The sequence below is a fragment of the Providencia sp. PROV261 genome (genome assembly GCF_028477945.1).
Classification (GTDB): domain Bacteria; phylum Pseudomonadota; class Gammaproteobacteria; order Enterobacterales; family Enterobacteriaceae; genus Providencia; species Providencia stuartii.
On sequence record NZ_JAMPMC010000003.1, the window covers coordinates 332157 to 351909 of the forward strand.

The following is a 19753-nucleotide window of genomic DNA, read 5'->3' on the forward strand; positions in this document are numbered from 1 at the left end:
AAATCTAGGGTAAAATGTCCCTGCCTTAACAGGTATATTACAAACAGTGTTTAACGTTATACCCGTCATACTTCGAGTTGTCTCCTAATTAGTGGCGCCAATAGCTTCTAAGGGATAGCTACTGGCATTATGTATTGGCTGAGTATAATTAGAATAAAAGGTGAACCTTTTGCAAGGAACTGAACTCCAACAATTTATTATCAATCAGCTTGACGATGCAAAAGCTGAAGATATCATCTCGATCGATGTTCATGGTAAATCAAGTATCACTGATCAAATGATCATCTGCACTGGGACATCAAGTCGTCACTTAATGTCTGTTGCAGACCGGTTAATTGAAGCTTGCCGTAAAAATGGCTTGCACCCACTCGGTGTTGAAGGCCAAGGGGTTTCTGACTGGATTGTGGTTGATCTTGGTGAAGCTATTGTTCATATCATGCAAGACGAAAGCCGTCGTATGTATGAACTTGAGAAACTCTGGAGCTGAGTTTGAAATTACAACTCATTGCTGTAGGTACAAAAATGCCGGACTGGGTTCAGACCGGCTTTATGGATTATCTCCATCGTTTCCCTAAAGATATGCCTTTCGAACTGATTGAGATCCCAGCAGGGAAACGCGGGAAAAACGCAGATATTAAACGCATTCTCGAGAAAGAAGGTGAACTGATGCTGGCAGCCGTCGGCAAAGGTAATCGGATTGTCACATTGGATATACCCGGTGAGAAGTGGGATACCCCAAAACTTGCTAACCAACTTGAAAATTGGAAACAAGATGGTCGCAATGTTAGCCTGCTCATCGGTGGCCCTGAAGGACTTGCACCTGCTTGTAAAGAAGCCGCCATGCAAAGTTGGTCATTATCTCCACTGACACTGCCCCACCCTCTTGTTAGAGTACTTGTTGCAGAAAGTCTTTATCGTGCGTGGAGTATTACGACTAACCACCCTTATCATCGGGAATAGTCAGTTTTTAATATGTTCAATATGGCAGTGGGATGAAAAATCAACGCACCCCTTTTCGCGACCATACAGCAGAATCAATGTTATTTATTCGCCGAGCATTAATTGCATTCGGCGTCATTGTGCTATTAACTGCTGTTCTTGTTACTAATCTCTATCATATACAAGTTGTTCGCCACGAGGATTATCAAACAAGATCAAATGATAACCGGATAAAACTCGTTCCCATTGCCCCTAGCCGCGGGATTATTTATGACCGCAATGGCAGACAATTAGCCTTAAATAGCACCTTTTACCAATTAGAAATTGTGCCTGAAAAAGTGGCCGATCTCCAAGACACGCTGGATAAACTGCGTGATGTCATCGGTCTAACCGATGAGGATATTGCTAACTTTGAAAAAGAGCGTAAACGCTCCCGCCGTTTTACCTCTATCCCCCTAAAAACACAGCTAAACGAAGTACAGGTAGCGCGCTTTGCCGTTAACCAATACCGTTTCCCTGGACTTGAAGTAAAAAGCTACCAACGTCGCTCCTATCCTTATGGCTCGGCATTGACCCATGTCATTGGTTATGTTGCTAAGATCAACGATAAAGACGTAGAGCGCCTTGATAAAGAAGGAAAACTGCCTAACTATGCCGCCAGCCATGATATCGGTAAATTAGGCATCGAGCGCTACTATGAAGATGTGTTGCATGGGAAAACAGGCTATGAAGAGGTTGAAGTGAATAGCCGCGGGCGTGTTATCCGCCAGCTACATGAGCAACCGCCGCAAGCAGGCCGAGATATCTACTTAACTATCGATCTTGAACTGCAAATTTATATTGAAAAACTGCTGACAACGAGTCGTGCCGCGGTGGTTGTCACTGACCCGCGCAATGGTGAAATATTGGCATTGGTCTCTAACCCAAGCTATGACCCGAACTTATTTGTTAACGGTATATCAAACAAAGACTATCAAGCACTCTTAAACAACCCTGATAGGCCGTTAATTAACCGAACAACTCAAGGCCTTTATCCTCCTGCTTCAACCGTAAAACCTTTTATTTCGGTTGCGGCGTTAAGCGAAAAGGTGATTACCCCTTCAACGACTATCTTTGACCCAGGTTGGTGGCAGCTTCCAGGCTCTGAAAAACGCTATCGTGACTGGAAGCGTTGGGGGCATGGCAAATTAAATGTGGTGAAGTCAATCATTGAGTCTGCGGATACGTTCTTCTATCAAGTCGCCTATGATATGGGGATTGATAGAATATCCGATTGGATGAAGAAATTTGGCTTTGGCGATTATACTGGTATCGACCTTGCCGAAGAGCGAGCAGGTATTATGCCGACTCGAGAATGGAAGCAAAAACGCTATAAAAAACCTTGGTATCAAGGGGATACTATACCTGTCGGCATTGGACAAGGCTACTGGACCGCAACGCCAATTCAAATGTCAAAAGCCTTGATGACACTCATCAATGACGGTCAAGTGAAAACTCCTCATTTATTGTATGGCACCAAGCTCGGCAATGCGATGGTACCTTACGAAGATAAAGAGACGGCTCAGATTGGTGATATCCATTCAGGTTATTGGGAGCTCGCGAAGCAAGGAATGTACGGTGTCGCCAATGCACCAAACGGTACAGGAAGACGTAGTTTTATCGGCACGCCATATAAGGCAGCAGCGAAATCAGGAACTGCTCAGGTGTTTAGTTACGAAACCTATAACGCCAGCAAATTAGCCGAGCATTTACGCGATCATAAACTAATGATTGCCTATGCCCCCTACGATAAACCAACCGTTGCGGTCGCCATTATTTTAGAAAATGGTGGCGCTGGCCCTTCTGTTGGCGATATCGTTAGGCAAATATTTGACCATGTTTTATTAGGTGATAATAAAATAGAGGTTAATAGCGTACCAACAGGCACTGAGGAAGACCGTTAACACTATGACAGACGATAAGAAAAAATTATCACTCTCAGCGCGCCTGCACATCGATGTGCCTATGCTGTTAATTATTTTAGCGTTACTTGCTTACAGTGCGTTTATTATGTGGAGTGCTAGCGGGCAAGACCCTGAAATGATGGAAAGAAAATTGGGGCAAATCGCTTCAGGATTTATCGTCATGATCATCATGGCGCAAATTCCTCCGCGCCTATATGAAAACCTTGCCCCTCATTTATATATCTTTTGCGTTATTTTGCTAATTTTTGTCGATGTTTTCGGGCAAATCAGTAAAGGGGCACAACGGTGGCTCGATCTGGGGATTATCCGCTTCCAGCCTTCCGAAATTGCTAAAATAGCGGTTCCTTTGATGGTGGCACGCTTTATGAACCGAGACCTCTGTCCGCCATCACTAAAAAATACCATGATAGCGCTCGTGCTTATTTTTACGCCTACCTTGTTAGTTGCCGCACAACCCGACCTTGGTACCTCTATCTTAGTTGCCGCATCGGGGATATTTGTGCTCTTTTTAGCAGGAATGAGCTGGCGTTTAATCACTATCGCCGCAACCGCCCTTGCTGCTTTTATTCCGCTATTGTGGTTTTTCTTGATGCATGATTACCAACGAACCCGCGTCATGATGCTACTCGACCCTGAAACCGACCCATTAGGCGCTGGTTATCATATTATCCAATCAAAAATCGCGATTGGTTCTGGGGGGCTGATGGGTAAAGGCTGGCTACATGGAACACAATCACAGCTTGAGTTTCTACCTGAACGCCATACTGACTTTATTTTTGCCGTTTTAGCGGAGGAGCTTGGCTTAATTGGTGTATTGGTCTTACTCGGCTTATATCTGTTACTGATCATGCGTGGGCTTTATATCGCTGCGAACGCACAAAACACCTTTGGTCGCGTCATGGCTGGTGGCTTAATGTTGATCCTCTTTGTTTATGTATTCGTTAATATTGGCATGGTTAGTGGTATCTTACCTGTGGTTGGAGTACCTCTACCGCTCGTCAGTTATGGAGGATCGGCACTGATTGTTTTAATGGCCGGATTCGGTATTATCATGTCTATTCATACACACAGAAAATTTCTTTCCAAGAGTTTATAAAAGAGGCTTAGTATGCGTTTTCAATGGATTATGCTTGGCATTACGACTGCATTGCTTAGTGGTTGTGTCACAGAAGAGAACATTAAGCAGCCTAGTAATGTACCGGCTGTACCTGCTCAAGACGTGCTTGGCGCAGAGCCTCATTATGAGCCTTTTCATCCAACAGCCAACAGTGACTATCAGCGTAACGGCCAGCAATACCAAATTGTTCGCGACGCATCGCAATTTTCACAAGTAGGTTATGCCTCTATCTTTGGTTCAGAGTCAGCAGGGAATATGACAGCAATTGGTGAGCGAGTTAACCCTATTGAATTAACAGCAGCCCACCCGACTTTACCTATTCCAAGCTATGTGCGTATCACTAACATGATGAATGGCCGAATGATGGTTGTTCGTGTGAATGATAGAGGCCCTTATACACAAGGCAAAAGCATCGCTGTTTCTCGCGCCGTTGCTGATCGCCTCAATTTAATGCCAACCACACGCATCAAAATTGATGCTATCCAAGTCGCTCAAGATGGCTCTCTATCAGGACCAGGTACGATTGGCTCAAACTTTGTTAAACACAGTTATGCCCTGCCAGGGCGCCCTCAGCTAGGCTCCGGCCCAATGGGAACGCCTGTAATGGAAAATTTACCAACCCCTGAAAATGTGCTCCCCGTGAAACAGCCAACAGCCCCAATGGAGCCCGTTGTGCCTGAAAGCAGCTTAAAAACCCCTGAGCCAGAAGCCCCTCAAGCGACGCCAAGTACTCCTGCCGTTCCTGAAAGAGGTTATTTAGTTCAAGTTGGTGCTATCGGAAATCAAAGCAACGCCAAAACTATGTTGGAAAAATTGAAAAGTCAGTTTGGTGTTCCCGGCCGCTTACAGCCCTACAACAATATTTATCGTGTTCAATTAGGGCCATTTGCAGATAGGCAACAGGCTGTGGATCTACAAGGCCGAATTCAGGCTGAACTAAATCAAACGTCGATGGTTGTCGCTCCATAAGGTAGGTATTCATCACTATTCAAATTATCAGTACCAACAATAATGACGCCTCTTAACCTAAACATATCAAGGGGCTTTTTTATTTGCTCGATAACAGACTAGTAACTTGAAGTGTGATCTGTATAAAATATTGTAAAAACATTGGCGCAAGCATTAATCAATCCTTGTACTTTTGCTAAACTGCGCCTCCTTGTGTTAACCGAATTCCGGATGTAACAATACAAACATGAAAAATTTTGCCCCATCACGCACCCTTCGTCATACCTTGCTAGGTGCATCGCTACTTTTCACTATGACACAGGCAAATGCTAACGAGCCATTCCCAAATAGCCCTGTTCCAGCAGTACCTGAAATTGATGCAGAAGCCTATATCTTGATTGATTACAACTCAGGTAAAGTGCTTGCTGAAAAGAATGCGGATCAACGCCGTGACCCTGCGAGTTTGACTAAAATGATGACCAGCTATGTTATTGGTCAAGCGATCAAGTCAGGCAAAATCGGTGCAGAGGATATTGTCACTGTCAACGAAGATGCATGGGCAACAGGTAACCCAATATTTAAGGGTTCCTCATTAATGTTCCTGAAACCCGGCGACCGCGTGAGTGTTTCTCAATTAACTCGTGGAATTAACTTACAATCAGGTAACGATGCTTGTGTTGCCATGGCGGACTATGTCGCGGGTGACCAAGCGAATTTCATCCAATTGATGAATGGCTACGTCAGCAAACTGGGCTTACAAAATACCCATTTTCAAACCGTTCATGGTTTAGATGCTGAAGGCCAATATAGTTCAGCACGTGACATGGCATTACTCGGGCAGGCTCTGATACGTGATGTTCCCGATGAATATGCTATCTACAAAGAAAAAGAGTTCACTTTTAACAATATTCGCCAAACTAACCGTAATGGTTTGTTATGGGATAAAAGTCTCTCAGTTGATGGCATTAAAACAGGCCACACTAATGCTGCGGGGTATAATTTAGTTGCCTCCGCAACAGAGGGCCAAATGCGCCTTATTTCCGTCGTAATGGGCGGTAAAAGTATGAAAGGCCGTGATGCAGAAAGTAAAAAACTGCTCACGTATGGCTTCCGCTTTTATGAAACCGTCAAGCCGCTACAAGCGGGGGTTGAGTTTGCCTCCGAGCCTGTTTGGTTTGGTGATGAAAATAACGTTAAACTTGGGGTAACAGAAGATCTGTTCTTAACTATCCCTCGTGGACGTTTAAAAGATCTTAAAGCAAGCTATGATATCTCAACATCCGAGCTAGAAGCACCACTGAAAAAAGGGCAAGCAGTTGGAACTATTAATTTCCAACTTGATGGTAAAACCATCGAACAACGCCCTCTGGTCGTGCTGAAAGATGTGGAAGAAGGTGGCTTTTTCAGTCGTTTAATTGACTATATTAAGTTACTGTTCCATCGCTGGTTTGGCTAACCCTTGAATCAGATATATATCATCCCCATATAGTGTATATCTGAAAGTTTGAAGGGGGGGAATCCCCCTTCAAACACTATTATTGTTATTAGGAGCGCCCATGAAAACGAAATTAAACGAACTACTTGAGTTCCCCTGCTCATTCACTTACAAAGTGATGGGATTAGCGGAGCCGGAGCTGGTTGATCAGGTCGTTGAAGTGGTTCAGCGCCATGCTCCGGGCGACTATTCTCCAGAAGTGAAGCCGAGTAGCAAAGGCAATTACCACTCCGTTTCGATTACCATTAATGCAACGCATATTGAGCAAATCGAAAAATTATATGAAGAGCTTGGTGCATTAGAGCGCGTTAGAATGGTTCTGTAATTCACTTTGTGTCTTATCAAAAATCGGGTGGCTTAAACCCACTCGGTTTTTTCCTAACGTCTTTTATGTTACTCCCCCCTATATAAAAACTTTCATCGTTTCTAGGTCCAAATACCCGCCTTTTTTTCCCGCTAGATAGCGTTACAGGTTACTTTGCATAGCACAAATAGATTGCATCAACCCTCAATATAACATTTTCATAACATGACAAAACTGGCGATAACCCGCTACCAGCGTTATACTACTGGCACATTTCTAATGTGGATGTTAAAACATTGTCAGCACGAACCATTATTGTACGTCAATTAGGGCTTGCCCCTTATCAACGCGTTTCTGATGCGATGCACCAGTTCACTGAAAACCGCGACAAAGAGACCGCCGATGAGCTATGGCTTGTCGAACATCCTCGCGTCTTTACCCAAGGCCAAGCAGGTAAGGCTGAACATCTGCTCGCTCCCGGAGAGATCCCCGTGATCCAAAGTGATAGGGGCGGCCAAGTCACTTATCATGGCCCTGGTCAGCAAGTGATGTATGTCATGCTTGATCTCAAACGTAACAAGTTAGGCGTTCGCGATTTAGTCACGGCTCTTGAAACGACGGTTGTGAAGACACTTGCACATTACCAAATTGAAGCTTATCCACGCCCTGATGCCCCCGGCGTGTATATCAATGGTGATAAAGTTTGTTCGCTAGGTCTACGCATTCGAAAAGGTTGCTCTTTCCATGGATTAGCGCTCAATATCAATATGGATCTAGAACCTTTCAACCGCATCAACCCTTGTGGTTATTCGCAATTAAAGATGACACAGATGTGTCATTTCATTCCCAACCTGACATTACCAGATGTTCAACCCGTGCTAATTGAACAGTTCTGTGACACACTGGGATTTCATATTGTTCAATAATGATGCTATAATTTTTTAACATTTTTAAAAAAAATTTTAATGGATAAGTCACGGCTCCCATACTTTTATTCCTAGTATCAACTTATCCAATAACTCAAAAAGATAACTGGAACCGGTATAATTATGAGTAAACCAATTCAGATAGAACGCGGAATTAAATATCGTGACGCCGATAAAATGGCGCTGATCCCTGTTAAAAACGTTGTTACAGAACGTGAAGAGATTCTACGTAAGCCTGATTGGATGAAAATTAGGTTACCGGCTGACTCGACCCGTATTCAGGGGATCAAAGCCGCTATGCGCAAAAATGGCCTGCACTCTGTTTGTGAAGAGGCCTCTTGCCCTAACCTATCTGAATGTTTTAATCACGGTACAGCCACTTTTATGATCCTCGGTGCTATCTGTACACGCCGTTGCCCATTCTGTGATGTTGCCCATGGCCGCCCAAATGCACCCGATGCTAACGAGCCAGTTAAACTTGCTCAAACCATTAAAGATATGGGGCTTCGCTATGTCGTGATCACCTCGGTGGATCGTGACGATTTACGAGACGGCGGAGCACAGCACTTTGCAGATTGTATTAGCGCTATTCGTGAAAAAAGCCCCTCGATTAAAATCGAAACATTAGTGCCAGATTTTAGAGGCAGAATGGATCGTGCTTTAGAGATCTTGACCGAAACACCACCGGATGTATTTAACCATAACCTTGAGAATGTGCCGCGTCTTTATCGTCAAGTACGTCCCGGCGCAAATTATGATTGGTCATTAAAGCTACTTGAAAGGTTCAAAGAAGCGCATCCAGACATCCCAACCAAATCAGGTTTGATGGTTGGCTTAGGTGAAACTAACGAAGAAATTATTGAAGTAATGCGCGATTTGCGCCGTCATGGCGTTACCATGCTAACGCTTGGTCAGTACCTCCAACCAAGCCGCCATCACCTTCCGGTTAAGCGCTATGTTAGCCCTGCTGAATTTGATGAAATGAAAGAAGAGGCTATGGCGATGGGCTTTACCCACGCGGCTTGTGGTCCGTTCGTACGCTCATCTTACCATGCAGACCTACAAGCCAAAGGCGAAGAAGTTAAATAGTCACGACGTTTATCACCCTGTCTATCAAGCCTCGAAAATTCGAGGCTTTTTTGTTTGTGCCCCCAAAATCTAAGAGGCAAATAAAACTCGCCCCAGATAAACTGGGGCGAGTTTAGAGGCTGTTCGTTTCTATTTGTTTAAATTACAGAGAGACAACGTTTACAGCAGATGGGCCTTTAGCACCTTCAGTGATTTCAAATTCAACTTTCTGACCTTCTGCTAGGGTTTTGAAACCTTCGCTCGCAATAGCAGAAAAGTGAACAAACACATCTTTGCTGCCATCTTCTGGAGTGATAAAACCGAAACCTTTAGACTCGTTGAACCACTTAACGTTACCTTTAACTTTAGACATCAAATTATTACCTTTAAATAAAAATAGACACACCATCAGTGTCAGGTTCAGTACAACAGATATACAAGTAACTTGTCTACAACCTAGATCACGAAAATTGACAAAATATATAAAAAAATATTATTTATTGGGATAAATTTCTCATTTAACATGAATTATTCTTTATAATAGTAATTAATCCCAATAATAATATTAAACTCACTGAACTAATTAGCATATTCCTTTTCATGCGCTAATAACCAATCCTTGATATCTAACCCTCCGGTATAGCCGACCAGCTTGCCGTCATGACCTAATACGCGATGGCAAGGAACAATCAACGAAATCGGATTACGTGAGTTTGCCATCCCCACCGCGCGGCAATAATTCACAGAACCGAGTTTTAAAGCCAGATCCTTATAGCTCCAACGCTCACCAAAAGGAATACTACAAAGGTGCCCCCATACTTTCTTTTGAAATTCAGTGCCTTGTGGATTTAACTTTACCGTGAATTCTTTACGTTGATGGTTAAAATATTCTGTCAGTTGTTTAACACACAACTCAGAATGCGTATTTTTCTGTTCTGGATAACTCTTTTGCTCAACAAAATAGATACTGGTTACCCCCTCGTCATCCGCCGTGATTTGTACCCACGGTTTAGGAAATTTTTCCGGTGCAGCCAAATATTGACAATACATAATATCCCCTTAAGAGAGTGCGATTATCTGATCGTATATACAGTTATAAACTGTATTATTTCTACTTGGCAATAATATTTTTTCTCAGACTTGATAACAGAACTATTCAAATCCTCAAAATTTAATTTTCCAATATAAATAACTACCTAGCCATTAATTAGAATAATTATCATTCAATATTTCCATACCACTATATATTGTGTGATTGAAAAAAATTAGATCTATATATAGTCTTTAAATACCAATCATCACACTACTGATAGTATTCAGTACACCTAAAGGTACTTAATATGGCCATTATTACGATTTACAGTAAACCCGACTGCGTTCAATGTCATGCCACTTACCAAGCCCTAGAACGTAAAAGCATTCCATATCAGGTCATCGACCTCACTCAAGATGATGAAGCTCTACAGTTTGTTCGCAAATTGGGTTACCAGCAAGTTCCTGTTGTCGTTGCTGATCATGAACATTGGTCCGGCTTTCGCCCTGATATGATCAGCCGCCTTTCAGCTTAGGAGCGGATTATGCAAACGGAATCACTCATCTATTTTTCGAGCCGTTCTGGCAACTGTCATCGTTTTGTTGAAAAGGTTGGGCTGCCAGCAACACGTTTGCCTATCGGTGAACAACAAAGCAGCATCATTGCCACCACACCATTTGTCCTGCTCCTTCCGACCTATGGGGGAGGTGGCAGCCGAGGTGCAGTTCCGAAAGAAGTGATCCGTTTTTTGAATATTGAATCAAATCGACGATTAATTCGTGGGGTTATTGCCGCTGGTAACACTAATTTTGGCGAAGCTTATGCGATTGCGGGCGATATCATCGCCACAAAGTGCCAAGTTCCCTACTTATATCGATTTGAATTATTAGGCACGGAGCGCGATGTGCAACGTGTCCGTGATGGACTAAATGCCTTTTGGCAACAAAGACATAATTAGAGCTAATTCAATGGAAAACACCAAAAACAAGACCACTGTTGATTATCATGCACTTAATGCCATGTTGAATTTGTACAACAGTGCGGGCGAGATCCAGTTTGAGAAAGATAAAGAAGCGGCTCACCACTATTTTCGCCAACATGTAAATCAAAATACTGTCTTTTTTCATGACTTAAAAGAGAAGCTCGATTTCTTAGTTAACGAAAATTATTATGAACCACAAGTCATTGAGCAATATGATTTTGCCTTTATCAAGAAGCTTTTTAAGCAAGCCTATGCACATAAATTCCGTTTTCAAACTTTTTTAGGTGCATTCAAATACTACACCAGCTACACCTTAAAAACCTTTGATGGCAAACGTTACCTTGAACGCTATGAAGATCGTGTTTGCATGGTCGCGCTAACACTCGCTCAAGGTAATCAAGCACTTGCTAGCTATTTAGTCGACGAAATTATCAGTGGACGCTTTCAACCGGCCACCCCTACTTTCCTTAACTGTGGGAAAAAACAACGCGGAGAGCTGGTTTCCTGCTTCTTACTGCGTATTGAAGACAACATGGAATCAATTGGTCGTTCCGTCAATTCAGCCCTACAGCTATCAAAACGTGGTGGTGGTGTTGCTTTTCTGATGACCAACCTGCGGGAACAAGGCGCGCCGATCAAGCTGATCGAAAACCAATCCTCTGGCGTCGTTCCGGTCATGAAAATGTTAGAGGATGCCTTTTCCTACGCAAATCAATTAGGGGCGCGACAAGGTGCAGGCGCTGTCTATCTGCATGCTCATCACCCTGACATCATGCGTTTTCTGGATACTAAGCGGGAAAATGCCGATGAAAAAATTCGCATTAAAACATTATCACTTGGTGTAGTGATCCCTGATATTACTTTCCAATTGGCGAAAGAAAACAAAGAGATGTATCTGTTTTCACCTTATGATATTGAACGTGAATATGGCGTTCCCATGTCAGAAATCAGCGTGACTGAAAAATATCATGAGATGGTCAATAATAAGGCCATAAAAAAATACAAAATCAACGCACGCGAATTCTTCCAAACCCTCGCCGAAATCCAATTTGAGTCTGGTTATCCTTATATTTTATTTGAAGATACGGCGAATCGTGCGAACCCAATAGCGGGACGCATTAATATGAGTAACTTGTGCTCAGAAATTCTGCAAGTTAATCGCCCTAGCTTCTATGAAGACGATTTAAGTTACCGCGAAGTCGGGAAAGATATCAGTTGTAACTTAGGCTCCATGAATATAGCCAAAATGATGGATGCTCCCGATTTTGCCCAATCCGTTGCCATTGCGATCAGAGCGCTAACGGCGGTCTCCGATATGAGCCATATTCGCTCAGTGCCTTCTATCGAACAAGGTAACCATCAATCCCACGCCATTGGGCTTGGGCAAATGAACTTACATGGCTATCTTGCAAGAGAGCGTATCCACTATGGTTCAGAAGAAGCGCTTGATTTCACTAATATCTATTTTTATACCATCACTTATCATGCTTTAAAAACTTCAAATCAATTGGCAATTGAACGCAAAGCCACTTTTAAAGGTTTCGAGCATTCTGAGTATGCCAATGGTCGTTATTTTGATAAATATATCAACCAAAGCTGGCTACCAAAAACACAAACCGTTCAGGAATTATTCCGACGTTCGGGCATCGAAATTCCAACTCAGGCGGATTGGCTATCATTGAAACAATCAGTGATGGAGCACGGTATTTATAACCAAAACTTACAGGCAATTCCGCCTACTGGTTCAATATCTTATATCAATAACTCAACATCGAGTATTCACCCGATAGTTGCCCGAATAGAGATCCGTAAAGAGGGGAAAATAGGTCGCGTCTACTACCCTGCCCCATTTATGAATAATGATAACCTTGAATATTATCAAGATGCTTATCAAATTGGCCCTGAAAAAATCATCGATACCTATGCCGTTGCCACACAACATGTCGACCAAGGGCTATCTCTAACCTTGTTCTTCAAAGACGATGCAACAACTCGCGATATCAACCGCGCTCAGATCTACGCGTGGCGTAAAGGTATAAAAACCTTGTATTACATTAGGCTTCGCCAAACCGCCCTAGAAGGCACAGAAATTGACGGTTGTGTTTCATGTACGCTTTAAAAGGAAAATCAGTATGACAACGCACATTTCATCTGCACCAGTTAAAGCGATCAACTGGAATCGAATCGAAGATGATAAAGATTTGGAGGTCTGGAACCGCTTAACCACCAACTTTTGGTTACCAGAGAAAATACCTCTATCAAACGATATCTCTTCATGGAATACATTAACGGCTGCCGAGCAGCAGTTAACTATCCGAGTCTTTACTGGGTTAACGCTGCTCGACACAATTCAAAATACCGTTGGCGCACCGAGCCTCATGTCCGATGCCCTTACACCACATGAAGAAGCGGTATTATCAAATATCAGTTTTATGGAAGCAGTACACGCTCGCTCTTATAGTTCTATATTTTCAACGCTTTGCTCAACTAGCGATGTTGATGATGCTTATCGTTGGAGTGAAGAAAATTCTGCGCTACAAAATAAGGCAAAAATCATTATGTCTTATTACTGTGATTCACATCCATTAAAGAAAAAAGTCGCAAGTGTTTTTTTAGAATCATTTTTATTTTATTCGGGATTCTATTTACCTATGTATTGGTCCAGTCGAGGCAAGTTAACCAATACTGCTGACCTCATTCGTTTAATTATTCGTGATGAGGCAATTCACGGCTATTATATTGGTTATAAATTTCAGAAATCCTTATTAAAATATGATGAAAAAACACAGAAGGAAATTAAAGATTTTACTTTCAGTTTACTTTTTGATTTATATGAAAATGAAGTGAATTATACACAAGAATTATATGACACTGTTGGTTGGACAGAGGATGTTAAAAAGTTCCTTCATTATAATGCCAATAAGGCATTAATGAATTTAGGTTATGAAGCCCTATTTCCCGATGTAGTTACTGATGTTAGCCCAGCAATATTATCGGCACTTTCACCGGATGCAAATGAGAATCATGACTTCTTTTCGGGTTCAGGATCTTCATATGTCATTGGCAAAGCAGTAAGCACCGAAGATGATGATTGGGATTTTTAATCAATCAATTTAGTTAACCGATTGTTTTAAACATCCTAAATAAGCATATCCCGCTGAATAATAATAACTTTATTTAGCGGGATATCTTTTAGTATAAAAAACCATCATGACAACTCGAGATTTACATGTTTTACTGTTAAATAATTCATTTTTAATATGCATATCAGGCAATAATTTTTAAGACTAAGTATTTTCGCTTAAAAATTAATTAATATAACTAATCAATAAGGCCTTATATTGAAATTATTTTCAATTTTATTTGCTAATTGACCTAACCGTTATAATCTCTATTCTTTTTAATTTGTTATGGTTAGTTTTCAAATGCACAATAGTAAAATAAATGCATATACAACAAAACGTTAACCTATTTATTTTGAAAATAAATCACCTTAATGTTGAATCCCATAAAAACAACACTTTCCTAATTTGTATTCTATTTTTACTCGCTATTTTTTTGATTAATACTCCTTAACCAAGGGTTGTCAGCTCAATTTATTATGCTAGGTTATATTGCTTGTTTATTTTTCTAATAATTTTAAGTGGAGCCGTTGAATTCAAATCATAATTATTAAATTCACCTTAAGCGAAATAGGAATATCTACCCTAAATATTTTCAACCAATAGTCTAAAGCTGATAATCGAGTTTTTGGCCAATTGATAAAAAGACCAGTTTCATTCGATAAGTGCTTTGAACAATTTATTAATTGAAAAATGGGTAATTACTGTATGCCAATAAAATTAGAAGTTAAAAATTTATATAAAATTTTTGGGGAACACCCTGATCAAGCCTTCAAACTTTTAGAATCAGGAATGAGCAAAGATGATATCTTTGAAAAAACAGGCCAAACGGTTGGTGTTCAAGATGCAAATTTAGCCATTAATGAGGGTGAAATCTTTGTTGTGATGGGGCTTTCGGGATCTGGGAAATCAACATTGGTACGGCTTCTCAATCGCCTAATTGAACCCACCAGCGGACAAGTGCTGATTGATGGTGAAGATATCTCGAATATTTCAGAAAAAGCGCTACGTCAGGTCAGACGCACAAAAATCAGTATGGTGTTCCAATCCTTTGCGCTCATGCCCCATATGAATGTTCTCGATAACACCGCTTTTGGTATGGAACTCTCGGGGATCTCAAAAGAGCAACGTCATCAAAAAGCAATGGATGCCCTTCGACAAGTTAACCTTGAAAAATGGGCTTACTCTTATCCTGATGAATTATCCGGCGGTATGAGGCAGCGTATTGGTCTTGCACGAGCCTTGGCAAATGATCCCGATATCTTGTTAATGGATGAAGCCTTTTCTGCGTTAGATCCCTTGATCCGAACCGAAATGCAAGATGAGTTGCTCTCTCTTCAAGGTGATAAACAACGCACCATTGTGTTTATCTCCCACGACCTTGATGAAGCCATGCGCATAGGAGACCGAATTGCCATCATGCAAGGTGGTGTCGTTGTGCAAATAGGCACTCCCGATGAGATACTCAATAATCCCGCGAATGATTACGTCAAAACCTTCTTCCGTGGTGTTGATATTAGTCAGGTCTTTAGTGCCAAAGATATTGCGCGACGAAGAGCCGATGCCCTATTGCATATTGCGCCTGGTTTTGGCCCACGTTCCGCATTGAAAGTGCTTAATGATGATGACCGATACTATGGTTATCTCATCTCTCGAGGACACACATTTGCAGGTGTCGTATCTGTTGAATCACTCGAAAAAGCGCTACAAAACAACCAAGGCATTGAATCAGCGGTGATTTCTAGCATAGAACCAATTCAGGGAGAAACCCCACTCAATGAGGTCATCTCAACCGTTGCACAAGCTCCCTGCGCCGTTCCCGTTATTAATGAAAAAAATCGCTATCTTGGTGTGATATCGAAGGGAATGCTACTACAGGCGCTGGATAAGGAGACTTCTAATGAGCAATAACACGAATGAGCGTAAAGCTGACTATCAGGATCCGTGGGCAGAAACCCAAGCAGATGAGACATCGCAACAAAATAATGCGACGGATACCACTTCAGGCAGCGACCCTTGGTCAACAAGTTCTGAAAGCCAAACATCAACAGAGAGTGATCCGTGGGGAAGTACAGCAGATACTTCAACACCGTCAGATACCGGCGGAAGCGATTGGCTGGATGCGGCTCCCACTGAGGGAATAAATACAGAACATTTTGATATTATGGATCCTTTTCAACATACTCTGATCCCACTTGACTCTTGGGTCACTCAGGCTATTGATTGGATCGTGTTGCATTTCCGTCCTGTTTTTCAGGGGATCCGTATTCCTATTGATTTTATCCTTAGCGGCTTTGAGCAGCTTTTAACCTCACTACCGTCACCGATTGCGATTATTTTATTTGCGTTGATAGCATGGCAACTGGCAGGCCGTGTCATGGGCATTGCAACATTTGTGTCGATGATTGTGATTGGTGCTATCGGGGCTTGGTCAGAAGCGATGGTAACACTCTCTCTGGTGCTAACCTCGTTACTCTTTTGCTTAATTATTGGCTTACCACTCGGCATATGGCTAGCCCGTAGTGATAAAGCCGCCAGCATTGTTAGGCCGATCCTTGATGCGATGCAAACAACACCAGCATTCGTATATTTAGTACCGATTGTTATGCTTTTTGGTATTGGTAATGTGCCCGGTGTTGTCGTCACCATCATCTTTGCGCTACCACCTATTATCCGTTTGACTATTTTAGGTATCAAACAAGTTCCCGCAGACTTGATTGAAGCAGCAGAATCCTTCGGCGCCAGCCCTCGTCAGCTACTCTTTAAAGTCCAACTGCCTTTGGCGATGCCAACCATTATGGCTGGTGTTAACCAAACCTTGATGTTAGCACTTTCCATGGTCGTTATCGCCTCTATGATTGCCGTCGGTGGCTTAGGTCAAATGGTATTACGTGGTATCGGTCGTCTCGATATGGGACTCGCGTCCGTCGGTGGTGTGGGCATTGTTATCCTCGCGATTGTGCTTGACCGATTAACGCAGTCACTTGGCAAAAATTCGCGTAGTAAAGCCTCAACTCGCTGGTATCAACAAGGCCCCATCGGCCTTATCACGCGCCCATTTAGCCGAAAATCACATTAAGTTTTTGCTCTTCTATTCACGATAGAGCCGACAATCGGCTCTTCGCTTGCCAAGGCAAGCCAAAACGACAAACAGAGGTATCAATAATGAAAAAACCAATGATATTGGCAACTGCCCTGACAGCCTTACTTGCCGTTCCATTTGCTCATGCAGAAGATCTTCCCGGCAAAGGGGTAAAAATCACCCCGGTACAAAGTACCATCAGCGAAGAGACGTTCCAAACGCTGTTAGTGGCAAAAGCCCTTGAGAAACTCGGTTATGAAGTCGAGCCGATTAAAGAGGTCGACTACAATGTGGCTTATGCTTCCATTGCCAATGGGGATGCAACCTATTTGGCGGTAAGCTGGGTGCCATTACATGATGCACAATATAACGCGGCAGGGGGTGATAAGGTCTTTTACCGCCAAGGTGATTATGTCGTGAATGCGGCACAAGGTTATCTCATCGATAAGAAAACCGCCGAAAAATACAAAATCACCAATATTGATCAGCTAAAAGATCCAAAAATAGCCAAATTATTCGATACCGATGGTAATGGTAAAGCAGACCTAACGGGTTGTAACCCAGGCTGGGGCTGTGAAGCGGCGATTAACAACCATCTAAAAGCTTATGGTTTAGAAAAAACCGTTGAGCACAATCAAGGCAACTACGCCGCTATGATGGCAGACACCATCACTCGTTACAAAGAAGGTAAACCTATCCTGTACTACACATGGACGCCTTACTGGATCAGTGATGTGCTCAAACCAGGTCGTGATGTGGTTTGGTTAGAAGTACCGTTCTCATCAATGCCAAATGGTGACAAAACCGACACCGCATTACCGAACGGTAAAAATTACGGCTTCCCACCAAACACAATGCATATCGTCGCCAATAAAAAATGGGCCGAAAAGAACCCTGCGGCAGCTAAGTTATTCGAGATCATGAAACTCCCTATTGCAGATATCAACGCTCAAAACTTGAGAATGCATAATGGAGAAGCTTCGCAATCGGATATTCGCCGTCACACCGATGCGTGGATCAAAGCCCATCAATCCACTTTTGATGGTTGGGTAGAGCAAGCACGCAAAGCTGCTGAAAAATAATATCTGCCAGTGATGAGTCTTCTAAGCCGCCTTTTTAGGTGGCTTTTTTGCACGCTTCCCAACTTATAGAAATATTTTATTAATAGATAAAATGTTCCCATTCATAACTCAAAATTGTTTTATAGTAGAGGCCTTATGAATGATGAGTAGATATTGAATGAATAAGGCACCACAAGCAGAACTCACTCCGGGTTTAGTCATATTAATGGCCATCGCAACAGGCCTCGTCGTTGCTAGTAACTACTACGCGCAACCCCTTCTAGACACTATCGCCACTCAATTTAACCTGACCACAAATATGGCGGGATTTATTGTGACTGTCGCCCAATTAGGCTATGCAGTAGGTCTACTTTTTTTAGTTCCCCTAGGTGATATCTTTGAGCGTAAAGGCCTGATATTAACAATGACATCCTTGTCAGCTATCGGCTTACTTATCACCGCGCTCTCAAATAATATCTGGCAAATTCTTGTTGGAACGGCACTCACAGGGCTATTTTCAGTTGTTGCTCAAGTGCTCATCCCAATGGCAGCCTCGCTGGCAAAACCTCATCAAAGAGGGAAATCTGTCGGTATCATCATGAGTGGATTGCTATTAGGGATCTTACTCGCTAGAACAATTTCCGGCGCCGTCGCTATGGTAGGAGGATGGCGAACCATTTATTGGGTCGCTTTTGCCCTACTTATTATCTTAATTATTGTGCTTGCGATTAAACTGCCTCGTTATCATCAAAAAGCAAACCTAAATTACTTCCAGTTGCTGTTTTCAATAGGTCGACTCTTTTTTGGAACCCCTGTGTTGGCCGTTCGTGCGCTATTGGGCGCCCTATCCTTCGCCAATTTCGCATTACTTTGGACTGCCATGGCTTTTCTACTTGCCAGCCCACCTTTTAGTTTTTCAGAAGGAACTATCGGCCTTTTTGGCTTAGTTGGTGCTGCCGGAGCATTCATGGCTTCCCAAGCTGGTCATCTCGTCGATAAAGGTAAAGGAAAACGAGTGACAACCATCGGCTTAATTTTATTGCTTCTGTCATGGATCCCAATTGGATTTGCAAAGGATTCACTGATTGCTTTTATTATTGGCGTCTTAATACTTGACCTGGCTATTCAAGCTGTCCATGTCACTAACCAAAGTACTCTATACCGTATTTTACCTGATGCGCGTAATCGTATTACCGCAGGCTATATGACGAGCTATTTTATTGGTGGTGCACTTGGCTCTTTATTATCTGGCTATGCTTACGAAAAAGCAGGTTGGGAAGGCGTTGCCATCGCTGGCGGCATATTATGTGTGATCAGTTTGATTATTTGGGCAATAGGTATTCGCTTTGACCCCACCATATACCCATCCGATGAATAAAATATACTCGCAAGGAGTGTCTTTTTTTAGGCACTCTTTATAAACCCTGCCATAAATCTATCAGAAAATATAATGCATCGGTAAAAATACTTAATTTATACTTAATATCTCATTCTCCGCGTTCTCTCTTTATAATCACAAATTTTTGCCAATGATTTTATTTTGCAATAATTACATAGGCAAAAATCATCAAATGACACAGTTAAACAAAAAATATACCTTTCTATAAAGTTATAATGTAATTTATATAAATTACTATTTCTTGTAGTTATTGTAATCAATATGTTAGTTGTCACCTAACAATACTAAGTAACAGAGGAAAGGTTTACAAATG

Annotated in this window: 19 protein-coding genes; 17 read left to right on the forward strand and 2 right to left on the reverse strand. The window is 42.2% G+C overall.

Translation table 11 applies throughout. From position 1 onward, the window contains the following. The first annotated feature begins 160 nt into the window (after window positions 1-160). The 9 genes from rsfS to lipA all read left to right on the forward strand — a co-directional run bounded on the left by rsfS (window position 161) and on the right by lipA (window position 8782). Entirely contained in the window at window positions 161-487 is a 327-nt protein-coding gene (gene rsfS, locus PR675_RS02020) for a ribosome silencing factor (protein WP_004917626.1), read from the forward strand. A gap of 2 nt (window positions 488-489) precedes the next feature. Then, complete coding sequence (gene rlmH, locus PR675_RS02025; RefSeq protein ID WP_004917624.1) at window positions 490-960, forward strand: 23S rRNA (pseudouridine(1915)-N(3))-methyltransferase RlmH; 471 nt, start codon at window positions 490-492, stop codon at window positions 958-960. Between the two features lie 32 nt (window positions 961-992). Beyond that, on the forward strand, window positions 993-2882 hold the full coding sequence (gene mrdA, locus PR675_RS02030; RefSeq protein WP_004917620.1) for a peptidoglycan DD-transpeptidase MrdA: 1890 nt from the start codon (window positions 993-995) through the stop codon (window positions 2880-2882). A 4-nt stretch (window positions 2883-2886) separates the two neighbouring features. After that, a complete protein-coding gene (gene mrdB / locus PR675_RS02035) occupies window positions 2887-3999 on the forward strand; it encodes a peptidoglycan glycosyltransferase MrdB (RefSeq protein WP_004917618.1) in 1113 nt (370 codons plus the stop codon). A gap of 12 nt (window positions 4000-4011) precedes the next feature. Continuing rightward, a complete protein-coding gene (gene rlpA, locus PR675_RS02040) occupies window positions 4012-4989 on the forward strand; it encodes an endolytic peptidoglycan transglycosylase RlpA (protein ID WP_272582658.1) in 978 nt (325 codons plus the stop codon). Between the two features lie 226 nt (window positions 4990-5215). Further along, on the forward strand, window positions 5216-6424 hold the full coding sequence (gene dacA, locus PR675_RS02045) for a D-alanyl-D-alanine carboxypeptidase DacA (RefSeq protein ID WP_004917615.1): 1209 nt from the start codon (window positions 5216-5218) through the stop codon (window positions 6422-6424). Window positions 6425-6524: 100 nt separating this feature from the next. After that, window positions 6525-6788 (forward strand): DUF493 family protein YbeD, encoded by a 264-nt coding sequence (gene ybeD / locus PR675_RS02050; RefSeq protein WP_004917614.1) that lies wholly within the window; start codon window positions 6525-6527, stop codon window positions 6786-6788. A gap of 260 nt (window positions 6789-7048) precedes the next feature. Continuing rightward, entirely contained in the window at window positions 7049-7693 is a 645-nt protein-coding gene (lipB, locus tag PR675_RS02055; RefSeq protein WP_014657709.1) for a lipoyl(octanoyl) transferase LipB, read from the forward strand. Between the two features lie 123 nt (window positions 7694-7816). Next, on the forward strand, window positions 7817-8782 hold the full coding sequence (lipA, locus tag PR675_RS02060; RefSeq protein WP_004917612.1) for a lipoyl synthase: 966 nt from the start codon (window positions 7817-7819) through the stop codon (window positions 8780-8782). A gap of 142 nt (window positions 8783-8924) precedes the next feature. Here the strand turns inward: lipA and cspE are convergent, their stop codons facing one another. After that, window positions 8925-9134, reverse strand: coding sequence for a transcription antiterminator/RNA stability regulator CspE (gene cspE, locus PR675_RS02065; RefSeq protein WP_014657708.1), 210 nt, complete (start codon window positions 9132-9134; stop codon window positions 8925-8927). A gap of 206 nt (window positions 9135-9340) precedes the next feature. Beyond that, window positions 9341-9811: a methylated-DNA--[protein]-cysteine S-methyltransferase gene (locus tag PR675_RS02070; RefSeq protein ID WP_004917609.1), complete on the reverse strand. Its 471-nt coding sequence runs from the start codon at window positions 9809-9811 to the stop codon at window positions 9341-9343. Between the two features lie 290 nt (window positions 9812-10101). Between PR675_RS02070 and nrdH the strand changes: the two genes are divergently transcribed. From nrdH to PR675_RS02110, 8 genes are all read left to right on the forward strand, one after another. Next, window positions 10102-10329 carry a glutaredoxin-like protein NrdH gene (nrdH, locus tag PR675_RS02075; RefSeq protein ID WP_004917608.1) on the forward strand — a complete coding sequence of 76 codons (228 nt, stop codon included), beginning with the start codon at window positions 10102-10104 and terminating at the stop codon, window positions 10327-10329. A gap of 9 nt (window positions 10330-10338) precedes the next feature. Next, window positions 10339-10752 (forward strand): class Ib ribonucleoside-diphosphate reductase assembly flavoprotein NrdI, encoded by a 414-nt coding sequence (nrdI, locus tag PR675_RS02080; protein ID WP_004917606.1) that lies wholly within the window; start codon window positions 10339-10341, stop codon window positions 10750-10752. 10 nt (window positions 10753-10762) lie between these two features. Then, complete coding sequence (nrdE, locus tag PR675_RS02085; protein ID WP_071599640.1) at window positions 10763-12895, forward strand: class 1b ribonucleoside-diphosphate reductase subunit alpha; 2133 nt, start codon at window positions 10763-10765, stop codon at window positions 12893-12895. A 13-nt stretch (window positions 12896-12908) separates the two neighbouring features. Then, window positions 12909-13880, forward strand: a complete 972-nt coding sequence (gene nrdF, locus PR675_RS02090; protein ID WP_004917602.1) for a class 1b ribonucleoside-diphosphate reductase subunit beta — start codon at window positions 12909-12911, stop codon at window positions 13878-13880. 726 nt (window positions 13881-14606) lie between these two features. Beyond that, window positions 14607-15809, forward strand: a complete 1203-nt coding sequence (gene proV, locus PR675_RS02095) for a glycine betaine/L-proline ABC transporter ATP-binding protein ProV (RefSeq protein WP_004917599.1) — start codon at window positions 14607-14609, stop codon at window positions 15807-15809. Continuing rightward, window positions 15799-16977: a glycine betaine/L-proline ABC transporter permease ProW gene (proW, locus tag PR675_RS02100; protein ID WP_014657705.1), complete on the forward strand. Its 1179-nt coding sequence runs from the start codon at window positions 15799-15801 to the stop codon at window positions 16975-16977. The genes proV and proW overlap by 11 nt, the downstream gene beginning before the upstream one ends. Window positions 16978-17063: 86 nt before the next feature. Beyond that, window positions 17064-18062 (forward strand): glycine betaine/L-proline ABC transporter substrate-binding protein ProX, encoded by a 999-nt coding sequence (proX, locus tag PR675_RS02105; protein WP_053110342.1) that lies wholly within the window; start codon window positions 17064-17066, stop codon window positions 18060-18062. A 157-nt stretch (window positions 18063-18219) separates the two neighbouring features. Then, window positions 18220-19419 (forward strand): MFS transporter, encoded by a 1200-nt coding sequence (locus tag PR675_RS02110; RefSeq protein WP_004917593.1) that lies wholly within the window; start codon window positions 18220-18222, stop codon window positions 19417-19419. Window positions 19420-19753 lie beyond the last annotated feature (334 nt).